9 protein-coding genes are annotated in these 13627 nt (G+C 29.6%); 6 read left to right on the forward strand and 3 right to left on the reverse strand.

The features are described 5' to 3' along the window. The first annotated feature begins 45 nt into the window (after positions 1–45). A complete protein-coding gene (gene rny, locus C4S77_RS10615) occupies positions 46–1617 on the forward strand; it encodes a ribonuclease Y (RefSeq protein WP_105191913.1) in 1572 nt (523 codons plus the stop codon). Positions 1618–1707: 90 nt separating this feature from the next. Here rny and pdxA read toward each other — a convergent pair whose 3' ends face one another. Beyond that, positions 1708–2799, reverse strand: a complete 1092-nt coding sequence (pdxA, locus tag C4S77_RS10620; protein ID WP_105247532.1) for a 4-hydroxythreonine-4-phosphate dehydrogenase PdxA — start codon at positions 2797–2799, stop codon at positions 1708–1710. 192 nt (positions 2800–2991) lie between these two features. Here pdxA and C4S77_RS10625 point away from each other — a divergent pair, with 192 nt between their 5' ends. Continuing rightward, complete coding sequence (locus C4S77_RS10625; RefSeq protein WP_105247533.1) at positions 2992–3579, forward strand: riboflavin synthase; 588 nt, start codon at positions 2992–2994, stop codon at positions 3577–3579. Positions 3580–3584: 5 nt separating this feature from the next. Here the strand turns inward: C4S77_RS10625 and C4S77_RS10630 are convergent, their stop codons facing one another. Further along, positions 3585–5414 carry a TolC family protein gene (locus C4S77_RS10630; RefSeq protein WP_105247534.1) on the reverse strand — a complete coding sequence of 610 codons (1830 nt, stop codon included), beginning with the start codon at positions 5412–5414 and terminating at the stop codon, positions 3585–3587. Positions 5415–5654: 240 nt separating this feature from the next. Next, entirely contained in the window at positions 5655–8300 is a 2646-nt protein-coding gene (gene clpB, locus C4S77_RS10635; RefSeq protein WP_105247535.1) for an ATP-dependent chaperone ClpB, read from the reverse strand. 295 nt (positions 8301–8595) lie between these two features. Between clpB and C4S77_RS10640 the strand changes: the two genes are divergently transcribed. From C4S77_RS10640 to C4S77_RS10655, 4 genes are all read left to right on the forward strand, one after another. Further along, entirely contained in the window at positions 8596–10758 is a 2163-nt protein-coding gene (locus C4S77_RS10640; protein WP_105247536.1) for a TonB-dependent receptor, read from the forward strand. Between the two features lie 13 nt (positions 10759–10771). Beyond that, a complete protein-coding gene (locus C4S77_RS10645) occupies positions 10772–11407 on the forward strand; it encodes a hypothetical protein (protein WP_146106107.1) in 636 nt (211 codons plus the stop codon). Positions 11408–11522: 115 nt separating this feature from the next. Next, a complete protein-coding gene (locus C4S77_RS10650) occupies positions 11523–12857 on the forward strand; it encodes a histidine kinase (protein ID WP_105247538.1) in 1335 nt (444 codons plus the stop codon). Between the two features lie 25 nt (positions 12858–12882). Continuing rightward, complete coding sequence (locus tag C4S77_RS10655) at positions 12883–13626, forward strand: LytR/AlgR family response regulator transcription factor (protein WP_105247539.1); 744 nt, start codon at positions 12883–12885, stop codon at positions 13624–13626. Position 13627: the final 1 nt, after the last annotated feature.

Raw genomic sequence — 13627 nt, forward strand, 5'->3', positions numbered from 1 at the left:
TTATTAGAATTAGTGTAGGTTTTTTTATATATATTAAATATAATTATGGATATAACGATAATCATCGAATTGATAGCAACCTTGTTTTTGGGAGGTCTTATAGGTTTTTTTCTATCTAAGAGTTCTCTTAACAAATTCAGGGAAAATTTGATTAATGAAGCTGAACAAAAGGCTAGGGCTATTGTTAAGGAATCAGAACTGAAAGCCGAAAATACTAAGCAAGAAAAAATGCTTCAGGCTAAAGAAAAATTTTTAGAATTGAAGCTACAGCATGAAGAACAGATTAATCAGAGGGAAAAGAAAATGTTGGAGAGTGAAAAAAGGATAAAAGATAAAGAAACGAAATTAAATGAAGAATTGCATCAGAATAATATACAGAAGAAACAACTCGATTTAGCAATTCAAGAAAATTTAATCAAAGCAGATTCTTTTGCTAAAAAACAGGAAGAGCTTAAACTTTTGCATATACAACAGGTAGAAATATTAGAAAAGATTTCTGGTTATTCTGCAGAGGATGCAAAAGCAGAATTAGTTGAAACATTAAAGCAAGAAGCAAGAACAAAAGCCCAGGCTCAAATTCAGGCTATAGTTGAAGAAGCCCAATTAAATGCAAAAGCAGAAGCAAAAAAAGTTATTATTCAAACTATACAAAGAGTTGGAACAGAACAAGCTATTGAGAATTCAGTTTCCGTTTTCAATATAGAATCAGATGAGATAAAAGGAAGGATTATTGGTAGAGAAGGAAGAAATATAAGAGCTTTAGAAGCAGCTACCGGTGTAGAAATTATTGTAGATGATACTCCTGAAGCCATCTTGTTATCATGTTTTGATCCGGTTAGAAGAGAAATTGCCAGATTATCTTTACATCGTTTAGTAACTGATGGAAGAATTCACCCGGCAAGAATAGAGGAAATAGTTACTAAAACCCAACATCAGATAGAAGAAGAAATTATAGAAATAGGTAAAAAGACAATTATAGATCTGGGAATACATGGATTGCATCCGGAATTAGTAAAAATAGTCGGAAGAATGAAATATCGATCTTCTTATGGTCAAAATCTTTTGCAGCATTCTAGAGAAGTAGCTAATATTGCTGGTATTTTAGCTTCAGAATTAGGATTGAATGCTAAGATTGCTAAACGTGCCGGCTTGTTACATGATATTGGTAAAGTCCCTGAAGAAGAATCTGAACTTCCACATGCTATTTTAGGTATGCAATGGGCTGAAAAATTTGGAGAAAACCCAACCGTCGTAAATGCGATTGGTGCACACCACGATGAAATAGAAATGAAAACATTAATAGCACCAATAGTACAAGTAGCTGATGCTATTAGTGGAGCAAGACCAGGAGCGAGAAGACAAGTGGTAGAGTCTTATATTCAAAGATTAAAAGATTTAGAAAATGCAGCATTGAGTTTTGATGGTGTAAATACAGCTTATGCTATCCAAGCGGGAAGAGAACTTAGAGTAATGGTTCAAAGCGAAAAAATTGATGATCAAAGAGCTTCTCAACTTTCTTTTGAAATCAGTGAAAAAATTCAGAATGAATTAACCTATCCGGGGCAGGTAAAAGTAACAGTTATTAGAGAAACGAGAGCTGTTAATATAGCAAGATAAAAAAATTTTATAATAATAAAAGTATCAAAAAAAGTAGCTTTAGATAAAATTTCTAAAGCTACTTTTTTAGTTTAAAATTTATTTGATTAATTAATCTTCTGTAGGTAAATCTTCATCAATGGTACTATCTATTCCCTCTATCTTTATTTTTTGTAATGCATTTGATTTAAGATCAATATATTCCGATCTGTTTTTGTAAATTTTTATTGCATCAAAAATAGCCTTTTCAAAAGACCCTGCATGAGCTATTCCTTTTCCTGCAATAGAATAAGCGGTTCCATGATTAGGAGCTGTTCTAATAAAAGGTAATCCGGCTGTATAACTTACTCCATTTTCATAAGCTAGGGTTTTAAAAGGAATGATCCCTTGATCATGATACATAGCTAAAATCCCATCAAATGAAGAATAAATGTATGGAATAAAGAAACTATCTGCAGAATAGGGGCCAAAAGCAAGTATACCTCTATCAAAAGATTCTTTAATAGCCGGCTCTATTATTTGCTGTTCTTCTTTGCCTAAAAATCCATGATCGCCTGCATGAGGATTTAACCCCAAAACTGCAATTTTAGGTTTTTCTATACAAAAATCCTGAATTAATGTATGATTAAGAGCTATAATTTGTTTTTTTATTAATTCTTTGCTAAGCTTTTTATTCACTTCAGATAAAGCAATATTATGAGTTGCTATGGCTATTCTTAAATCTTCATTTTCCAGTAACATAATCGCCTTTCCTCCTAATTTATGCTCTAAATATTCCGTATGGCCAGGAAATTGAAAATCAGAAGATTGAATAGCTTCTTTATTAATAGGACAGGTAACTAAAACATCTATAAGATTATTTTCAAGGGCCTCAACGGCAGCAATTAAAGATGTTCTAGCCATATTCATTCCTTCTTTTGTAGGCTTGCCAAATTCAATAGATACATTATCTTTCCATAAATTTACCACATTAATTTTTCCAGGAATTGCTTCTTCAGGTTTAAAAATCCCTTGAAAATAAATGTTATTGATATTAAAAATATTTTTTTGGTAAGATAACAACTTGGTAGAAGCGAAAATAATAGGAGTGAAAAATTCAAGGATTTCTTTCTTCTGAAAGGTTTTAAGAATAACCTCTACCCCAATACCATTAGGGTCTCCTACACTAATTCCAACTTTTAACTTGTTATTTTTCAAAATTATAGATATTCATTGATAAATTGTATAACAAAAATAGGAAAAAATATGAATATACATTCATATTTGAAGTAGAACATAACTCTTTTTATATAATACTATATTATTGAAAACGGATCATTAAATTATTGAAAATGTATATGTATAATGAAAATATGAAAAATATAGTAATTTTGAGAAAAATTAAATTAGTAAATTATGTTTACAGGGATAGTAGAAATAACAGGGAAGGTTATTCATCTTAAAAAAGAAAACAATAATTTGGAAATTTCTATAAATGCCTCTTTTTTGAATGAATTAAAAATAGATCAAAGTATTGCCCATAATGGAGTGTGTTTAACTGTAGTTGATATTAAACAAAATTTTTATACAGTAACAGCCGTTGCTGAAACTTTAAAAAAAACTAATCTTTTAGATCTTAAAGAAGGAGATCGTATTAACTTAGAAAGGTGCGTTAAGGTATCAGACCGTTTAGATGGACATATTGTGCAAGGACATGTTGATCAAACGGGAATGCTTAAATCTATAGAAAATCAAAACGGTAGTTTTTTATTGACCTTCACATATGAAGGAGATCATATTACAGTAGAAAAAGGTTCAATTAGTGTAAATGGCATTAGCTTGACTGTAGTAGAAAGCAAAGCCAATCAATTTTCAGTCGCTATAATTCCTTACACATGGGAAAATACAAACTTAATTGATTTAAAATTAGGAGGGAAAGTTAATTTGGAATTTGATATTATAGGGAAATACATTCAAAAATTGTATTTATCTGAACGACAATAATTTATCTATTCATTATATTCTTTTTGCAATTTTAATTGCTTTATTTGAATTAATTTTTCCCTATCAGCAGCATTATAATTGATGCTTCCTTTGCTAAGAAGTAATCTTCTTTGCTCTATTAATTCTTCTCTTTTACTTAAGTTCCTAGATGATGGCTTTGATTCTTTAGATGAAGATATTTCAGCATCATTTATTGTAGATGGTATTTCAGATTCTGTTTTCGTAGAGTCTAAATTAGAGTCTACATTATTAAAATCCGTAGCTATTTCATTATCTTTTTTTTCTGAATTTATCATAAAATTAGGATTAATATTTGGATTTTTTTCTATTGTTTTTACTGTTGCTTTTTGTTGTATTGTTGAATTATTATTTAGATTTGATTTTTCTTTAAATATAGTAGGATTATCATTAGCAACTACTTCGGAGGTTTTTGATAGCATATTAGTTTTTTGATCTGTATTTTGAACTATATCTGCATTTTTATAAATAGAAAATTGAGCTTGAGAGTTTGTAATTTCAGCAGAAGAAAGCTCTAAGGGTTTACCTATGTAAAAATCCAATATTTTTTGTCTGAATAAAAATGAATATTTTGCTTGAAGCATATTAGATAAAGCATCGAAATAATTATTTCGGCTAATATTTAGATCATAAACATTTATCTTGCCTGCAGCAAAACTTTTTTGTGCAAAATCATAAGATATTTGAGTAGATTTTACAGATTCTTTGGCTGCTAAATAAGTTTGATAAGAAGAACTAACATCAAAATACGCTGTTTGTATAGTTTGTTTTAAAGTAAGTTTTTGTTGATCCAGATCATTTTCCTGAATAAGCTGTTGAACTTTAGCTTCTTCTATTTTTAATTTGCTTATCCCTTTATTAAATATTGGTATAGAAACTCCTACAGTAAAAGTATGGGAATAATTATCATACCATTGATCTGTTAAGGCACGGTCTTTTTTATCAAAAATATCGGAATAGGAAGTATTTAATTTATAATTACCTGTAATTTGAGGATACAAAGCAGTTTTAGCAATATCTATATCTTTTTTTGCAGCATCAATTCCGATTTCAGAAGATTTTATTTCAGGTTGGTGTGTATAGGCATATTCAATGATCTCATTTACATTAATCAAAGGCATTGTTATATCTTCAGGAACTATTACATTCTCTATTTCAAAACCTTCATAATCTTTCTGTAAAAGCAGAGCTAAATTTAACTTAGACCTATCAACTGTTATAAGTGAGGTTTCATACTTTTGTTTCGCATTGGCAAAATTTGCTTTAGATTCATACAGCGTACTTAAAGGTATACTTCCGGCATTATATAATTTTTGATTACGGTCTAGTTGTTGTTGATTGTTGTCTAAAGAATTTTTATCTACAATCAGTAATTCTTTATTAAGTAGTACAGTAAGATAATATTCCATTAATTGTAAAGAAATATCGTTTTTAATTTTTTCTGTAAGTAACTTATTCTGTTCATATAAGAGATTATTTTTCTCTTCAGTTCTTTTTAATTGACCTTGATTATACAGTATTATTTCAGATGATATACCTAAAGAATTGTTATATATGGTTCTGTATTGATAATCATTTTTTTTATTGATGGAACGATTTAAAATTAACGAATTATCTATTCCTCCGATGACATTAGGTAATTTATTTTTTTTTGCTATTTTATATTCAGTTTCTTGTACTTTTTCTTTTAATTCATAAGCAATAACCTGCAAATTGTTTTCTTTAGCATAAGAAAGACAATCATTAAAAGACCATATTTTTTGTGCGGATATAGTGCTCCATAAGAACAAAACAACAATACTGGTATAAACTTTCATATTTTAAAATGTATTACCTAAGGTATAAGTAACTCAATATTATAATTTGTTACAAATATGTATATATAATTGTTATTAAGATATGAGGGTATTTTCACTAAAAATATTTTAAACCAAATAAATAAGATAATAAAGAAAGATTACAAAATATTAATAAATAGTTATTATAAATTATATAAAAACAATGCCTAACAAATCCGGTAAAAATTTTTACCGGATTTTTTTGGTATAAATTAATTCTTATGATTCTATTTCATCTTTATTTTCTTTTCTAAAAACTAAACCTGTTTCAGGGAAATAATCAGCAACAATATTCTCATTCTCATTAACTTTTCCACCTAATATTTCTTTAGATAATTGGTTTAATATTTCGTGTTGAATCAATCTTTTTAAAGGTCTTGCTCCAAAAGATGGGTCGTAACCTTTTCCCATAACATAATCTTTAGCTTCATCGGACATACTCATATGAATGCCTTTTTTTGCTAGTATTTTGTTAAGAGAGTCCAATTGTATATCAATAATACTTCTTATTTCGCTCTTATTTAGAGGTTTAAATACGATGGTTTCATCAATACGATTTAAGAATTCAGGACGCAAAGTTTTTCTTAACAATTCCATTACCTGTTCTTTGGTCAATTCTAAAATCTCTTTATAATTATCTCCATTTAGTTTTTCGAAATTTTCCTGAATGAGATTAGAGCCCATATTAGAGGTCATTACAATAATGGTATTTTTAAAGTTTACGGTACGTCCTTTATTATCGGTTAACCTACCATCATCTAAAACTTGTAAAAGAATATTAAATACATCAGGGTGTGCTTTCTCTATTTCATCCAATAAAATTACAGAATACGGTCTTCTACGTACAGCTTCCGTTAACTGTCCTCCTTCATCATATCCTACATAGCCCGGAGGAGCCCCTACCAATCTGCTTACAGAGTGTTTTTCCTGATATTCACTCATATCTATACGGGTCATAGAGTTTTCATCATCAAATAAAAATTCTGCTAATGCTTTAGCTAATTCGGTTTTACCTACTCCGGTAGTACCTAAGAATAAGAAAGATCCAATAGGTTTTCTTTCATCATTTAATCCGGCTCTATTTCTACGAATTGCATCGGCTACAGCTTCTATTGCTTCTTCCTGTCCTACAACTCTTTTGTGAAGTACAGATTCCAAATTTAATAACTTTTCTCTTTCACTTTGTACGAGTTTAGTTACAGGAATTCCCGTCCATTTAGCAACTACATCAGCAATATCTTCCGAATCAACGTCTTCTTTAATTAATCTTGGACGATCTTCAGACAAATCAGCTTCAGCTTTAGCTAACATTTCTTCCTGTTCTTTTATTTTTCCGTAGCGTAGTTCCGCTACTTTACCATAATCTCCGGCCCTTTCAGCTCTTTCAGCTTCCAGTTTGAATTCTTCAATATTTTTACGTATTTCCTGAACCTTTTCTGCTCTTTCTTTTTCTGCTTTCCAAGATGCACTTAATTCATCTCTTTTTTCATTGAGCTGAGCTAGTTCTTCTTTTACATTTTGTAAACGTTTTTCATTGGCTTGTTTGATAGATTCATTTGAAGTAGGACTTTCAGCTTCTCTTTTAACAGCTTCTAATTCTATTTCCAATTGCATTTTTTTACGATCCAAAGCATCCAGTTCTTCAGGTTTTGAGTTCATTTCCATTCTAAGTTTAGCAGAAGCTTCATCCATTAAATCTATGGCTTTATCTGGTAGAAAACGATCTGAAATATAACGATTAGATAATTCTACTGCTGCAATAACTGCTTCATCTTTAATGCGAACTTTGTGATGTGCTTCATATTTTTCTTTAATACCTCTTAATATAGCAATAGCATCTTCTACATCAGGTTCTTCTACCATTACTTTTTGGAAACGTCTTTCTAATGCTTTATCTTTTTCAAAATACTTTTGATATTCATTTAATGTAGTAGCACCTATAGACCTAAGTTCTCCTCGAGCTAATGCAGGTTTTAGTATGTTTGCGGCATCCATAGCTCCGTCGCCACCACCAGCACCTACTAATGTGTGTATTTCATCAATAAATAAGATAATTTCCCCATTAGAAGCAGTGACTTCTTTTACCACAGCTTTTAAACGTTCTTCAAATTCTCCTTTATATTTAGCACCTGCAATTAGTGCTCCCATATCTAGAGAAAATATGGTTTTGTTTTTTAAGTTTTCAGGAACATCCCCATTAATAATTCTGTGAGCAATACCTTCTGCAATAGCTGTTTTACCTACTCCGGGTTCTCCAATTAGTATAGGATTATTTTTGGTTCTTCGCGAGAGTATTTGTAATACCCTTCGTATTTCTTCATCACGACCAATGACCGGATCCAATTTTCCTTCTTGAGCTAGTTCGTTCAGGTTTTTTGCATATTTATTTAAAGAGTTGTAAGTGTCTTCTGCCGATTGAGAAGTTACCCTTTCTCCTTTTCTTATTTCTTCAATAGCTTTCATTACCCCGTTTTTGGTAACTCCTTGATTTTTTAGTAATTGTGAGGTGCTATCATTTACAGAAAGAATTCCTAAAAAAATATGTTCCAGACTCACAAACTCATCTTTCATCTTATTTGCTTCCAATTGAGCCTCATTTAAAACTTTGTTTGCATTTTGTGAAAGATATAACTGTCCTCCTGATACTTTGGGTAAAGAAGAAAGTATAGTTTGTAGTTCAGAATTAATGTATGCTAAATTTGAATTTTGTTTTTTTAATATAAAGGTAATAACGCTTGCTTCACTTTCTAATAAAGATTTAAGTAAGTGAGCTGGCTCTATTGCCTGGTTCTCTAATCCTTGAGCAATCACTTGTGCTTGCTGTAAGGCTTCTTGTGATTTGATGGTTAATTTATTAAAATCCATAATTTTTTATAATCTCTTGCTTTTTGTATTATCAAAATGTAAACCAAAGTTGTTATAGAAAACAAATAAATGTTTAAAAATCAAAAGTTTATAAAGAATTATCCTAAGAAAATTAGTATAAAATAAAGACGAAATGTCTTAAATTATTAAATAACGCAAACAATTTAAGACATAATGACATGTGCTATTTATAAATGAAGTTTATAACAATTCATCCAGCTTAAATTACAATTGAGTAAGGTATTTTTTATAAAGTGATTATTAACATAGACTTTTGAAGTGAAATTAAATATACATGAAAATTTTACTTTATATAATAGGAATTTTAATAGGATATTTTATGTCTGCACAAACTATTTCAGGTATTGTTACAGATGGAAAAGGAAACCCTGTTTCCGGAGCAAATGTATATATTAAAAATACTTTGTTAGGGGCTACCACATCTAATAAAGGAGAGTTTTCTTTTAATGTTGAAAAAGAAAAAATACCTTTTTATTTATTAGTTGAAAGTAAGGGAAATGGGATGGAAAGTGTGAGAATTGAAAATATTAATGAATATATAAAAATAATTGTAATAAAAGGAGGAAAAGAAAAGAAGATTGAAGAAGTCATAGTTACGGGTTCTTTATTTAAATCTGGAGATTCGTCAAATGCTACGGCTTTTTCTTCTTCAGATATTTACACCAATCCGAATGCTTTGGGTGATATTATACGGGCAATGGAAAATGTTCCAGGGGTGCAATTTGTACCGGGAGACGGACGTCTTTATATACGCGGAGGAACCTCTGAAGAATCTAAGATATTCATTGATGGCTTATTAGTTCTTTCTCCTTATACAGCTACAAGGCCAAATAATGCGGTAAGAGGAAGGTTTTCTCCGGATCTTTTTCAAGGTATTAATTTAAGTACCGGAGGTTTTTCTTCAGAGTATGGACAGGCTATGTCGGGAGCTTTAATGTTAGATTCTAAAAAACAGAATCAATATGAAGATAAATCTGATATAAGTTTCACAACAGTAGGAGCATGGGGTGGATTTACAAAAAAGAGAGAGTCAGATGTTTTTCATATTACAGGAAACTATACTAACCTTACCTTATATAATGCGCTCTTTCCTGATAGAAATGACTGGAATCGTCCCTATCAACAAATTAGTTCAGAGATTTATTATCAGAGGCTAATAAAGAATGGGGTTTGGAAGTTTTTTGGAAGTTATGCAAACTATAATTTTTCTTTAAATGAAAAAACTCCAGATTATGCTATAATAAGAAGGGATTTTTCTGTAGAAGATATTTATACCTATATCACATTAAATTATGATTTAGGAAATCGTTACAAGTTATATGCTGGAGTTAATTTTGGATATTCGGCTCAACGAATTGAAGGAGCTTTAATACCTTGGGATGCTATGAAACAGGAAGAAAATTTGTCTCATTCTAAAATATTAATTAAAAAGAAGATGGGGGGGAGTATTGAATTTAAGGTTGGAGGAGAATTACTTTATAAAACATACAATCAGAATTATAAAACCGAAAAATCAGTATTCCATCCCTATTTTACACATGTTCTTAGTACAGGTTTCTCGGAATTTAATTGGGCGATCACACATAAATTAGGAACAAGCATGGGTTTGCGAATAGATAATTCTTCTTTATTAAAAGAAAGTGCTTGGTCTCCTCGTTTTTCATTGAATTATAATCCTAATAAAAAGAACCAGATTTCGGCTTTTTTAGGGACTTATTTTCAATCTCCAGATAATGATATGTTGAAATATAATAGAAATCTGGATTTTTCTTATGCAGATAATTATATTCTAAGTTATACTTATACAGCTTACAACTTATTTTTTAAAGCAGAAACCTATTATAAAAAATATCACGACTTGGTAACCTACTCTGTTAATTCTTTGAATAATAGATTTTATGAGAGTATATCCAATTCCGGATTCGGGGAAGCTAAAGGGATTGATCTTTTTTTGAAATCTGGATTTACGAATTTTAAATATTGGATTTCCTATTCTTATATTGACACGGAACGTAAGTTTCTCAATTATCCTATAAAAATACAACCTTCTTTTGTAGCTAAACATACCGCTTCTTTTATAGGGAAATATTGGATTCAGTCTTGTAAAACACAGGTGGCTATAAGTACTAATTATTCATCCGGTCGACCTTATACCAACCCCAATTTACCCGGATTTAATCAAAATAAAATCCGGGACTATTGGAATACCAGTTTAGGTATAGCTTATCTTCCTAAAGAAAATATAGTGGTATATGCCGATTTGAGTAACCTGTTAGGTGTAAAGCAGGTTTTGGGGTATGAGTATTCATCTCAGTCTGATGATCAGGGAGTGTATACTAAACAAAAAATTCTACCCAGTGCAGACCGGGTGTTTTTTCTCGGAGTATTTATAACTATAAGTAAAAACAAAAAATTAAATCAATTAGATAAATTATAAAAAAATCAGAATTATGAAAAAAATAGTAGTAATAGTTAGTCTTTGTCTTAGTGTAATCTTAGCAGCACAGACGAAAGAAATGTATCAGAAAGAAATGGAGAAAATAGTAGTTTCTTTAGATTCTGCAACGTCATTAGAAAAAATAACAGATTTAAATAACCAGTTAGTAAGGGTGAACAGACTATTTCCTGATCAATGGCAGCCATTATATTATGAAGCATATATTGATTTATGTAGTTTCTTTATAAAACCGGATTTAGGAATTGCAGTTTTGAATGATGCCGAAGATAGAATAAGAGAAGCATTGTCTATAGAAAGGGCAGATAAATCAGAACTATGGGCTTTGCAGGGATATATTATGATGATGAAAATTAGTACAGATCCTATGAATTTAGGGGCTTCTTTAACAGGGAGTGTTTATAATATATTGGAAAAATCCATAAAGGAAAATCCTGAAAACCCACGCCCCAGATTGGTGTTGATTAATTTCAGTTTTGGGAAAAAAATGTTTTTTAAAGAAGATATTTCTGCTGAATGTGAACAATTGTCCAGAATAGAAAATCTTATGAAATCTGAACACAAAACAACTCTTACTCCAAAATGGGAGCGATTACTTTTTGAGCGGGTTGCAAATAAATGTTTAAAATAGATCTGTCGTATATAAATACAAATAATAGAATAACATTTTATTCATAAAAAGTACAATTTAAATTTACCTTTACTATATTTTATAAAAAGTACAAATTATCAAAAAAATAAGTAAAATGAAGAATATTCCCAAGTTTATATTAGTTATTTTATTAATTACAGGACTAATTTTATTCATCAATTACCGATTAGAAGCAAAAATTGAATTTAAAGATCTTCTAACTATTATATTTTTCACAATGGCTTATGCGTGTGCAAATTATTTGGGGATAACACTAGTTATCTCTATAATTAAGAAAATATTTAGAAAAGAAGGGCAAGAAAAATTAGGATTAATAACCGGGCTTATATCTTCAGTTTTAGTATCTTTTCTTGCTACTTTTTTAGTTAATCTTTTAATTGTAAATGTTGAAGGGAAAACAATTGAGGAAACCTGGAATGGTATCAGATTTGTTTTTTATTATTTAATACCGATTTTAATATCCGTAATTATTACATTAATTAATTATATTTCATGGTTTTATGAGAAAATATATCATGATAAAAATCAAAAGCAAGAATTAGTAATACAAAAAATATCATCTCAATATGAAGGATTACAAAAACAGTTAAGTTCTCATTTTCTCTTTAACAGTTTAAATGTATTAGATTCTTTAATTGATGAAAATAGGTACGCAGCACATGAATTTACCCAAGAATTATCTAGTATATATCGTTATGTATTGGAACAACAAACAAATGACTTTGTTACTGTCAATGAAGAATTGAAATTTGTAAAAAGTTATATAAATCTTATGAATAAAAGGTTTGAGGGAATGGTTGAGTTTTCAGTTTCTAATGATATAAATAAAGAAGGTCAAGTATTTCCCTTAAGTATTCAACTTTTAATAGAAAATGCTTTTAAACATAATAGGTTAAGTGAAAGTAATCCTTTGAAGATAGAAATTATACAAATTGGAGATGTACTCAGTGTGAAAAATAATCTTTCTCCCAAAAAGAATTTACAATCTACTAGTAAAAAAGGTTTAGTTAACATACAGGCAAGATATCAGAAATTAGGGTTGTCTATGGAAATTGAAAAAACGGAAAAGGAATTTAAAGTATATCTGCCTATAATAAATAAAAACTATGTAACAATGGAATATACTGTAAAACAAAGGGAAGTTGCGGAAAAGAGGGTTGGAGAACTTAAAAAATTCTATAAAACGTTGATGTCCAATATTATGGCAATATTAATTTGTACATCTATAAATTTAATTACTGCATGGGGCCATATTTTTACGGCCAATGGAATTAATTTATATTTTTTTTGGGCTATCTGGGTGATTGTTCCTTGCGTAATAGTAGTTTTAGGAAAAGCCATAACTCTGTTTTGTCTCCCAGATTCTAAATATGATTGGGAAGAAAAGAAAATTAAAGAAATATTAGAAAAAAAGAGATTTAATTCATAAATATTATAATAATTTCCACAATTTAATGAAAACAATTATTATAGAAGATGAAAAACCAGCAGCAAGAAGACTGGAACGAATGCTTATCGCTCAGGGACTTGAAGTAGAAACCATTTTATATTCTGTAGAATCTTCCATAAAATGGTTTAAGTCTAATTCATGCCCTGCCTTATTATTTTCTGATATACAATTGGGAGATGGTTTGTCTTTTGAGATTTTTGAATCTGTAAATTTATTTGATAGTTTTATTATTTTTACTACAGCCTTTGATCAATATACTCTAAAAGCCTTTAAGCTAAATAGCATAGATTATTTGTTAAAACCTATACAAAAAGAGGAATTAAGAGCTGCAATACATAAGTTTTCCCAGATTAATTATAAGAAAGAAGATTTCTATCCGGAATTATTAAAAAATATGTTTGCTAAAAATTTTATATATAAAGAACGTTTTTTAATAAAAGCAGGAAATTTGTTGAAACCAGTGTATGCAAAAGATATATCTTGTTTTTTTAGTGAGAATAAAATAACGTATTTACAAATTTCAGACAGAGGTTACCCTTTAGATATTACATTGGACGAATTGGAAGAAGAATTGAATCCTAAAAATTTCTTTAGAATAAGCCGACAGTGTATAATTCATATTTCTTATATTAAAGATATATTGCCTTATTCCAATTCTCGATTACAAATAAATGTAGAAGATAAAAAAGAATCATTTATTGTGAGCAGGGAAAGGGTTTCCGTATTTAAAAGCTGGTTAGGGGAATAGG

It is taken from the genome of Apibacter adventoris, from assembly GCF_002964975.1.
In the GTDB taxonomy this organism is placed as follows: Bacteria; Bacteroidota; Bacteroidia; order Flavobacteriales; family Weeksellaceae; genus Apibacter; species Apibacter adventoris.

Bases quoted from the DNA above. Each gene is read 5' to 3' on its own strand.
- rny (WP_105191913.1), top strand. From the start codon at position 46: ATGGATATAACGATAATCATCGAATTGATAGCAACCTTGTTTTTGGGA.
- C4S77_RS10625 (WP_105247533.1), top strand. From the start codon at position 2,992: ATGTTTACAGGGATAGTAGAAATAACAGGGAAGGTTATTCATCTTAAA.
- C4S77_RS10630 (WP_105247534.1), bottom strand. From the start codon at position 5,414: ATGAAAGTTTATACCAGTATTGTTGTTTTGTTCTTATGGAGCACTATA.
- clpB (WP_105247535.1), bottom strand. From the start codon at position 8,300: ATGGATTTTAATAAATTAACCATCAAATCACAAGAAGCCTTACAGCAA.
- C4S77_RS10640 (WP_105247536.1), top strand. From the start codon at position 8,596: ATGAAAATTTTACTTTATATAATAGGAATTTTAATAGGATATTTTATG.
- C4S77_RS10645 (WP_146106107.1), top strand. From the start codon at position 10,772: ATGAAAAAAATAGTAGTAATAGTTAGTCTTTGTCTTAGTGTAATCTTA.
- C4S77_RS10650 (WP_105247538.1), top strand. From the start codon at position 11,523: ATGAAGAATATTCCCAAGTTTATATTAGTTATTTTATTAATTACAGGA.
- C4S77_RS10655 (WP_105247539.1), top strand. From the start codon at position 12,883: ATGAAAACAATTATTATAGAAGATGAAAAACCAGCAGCAAGAAGACTG.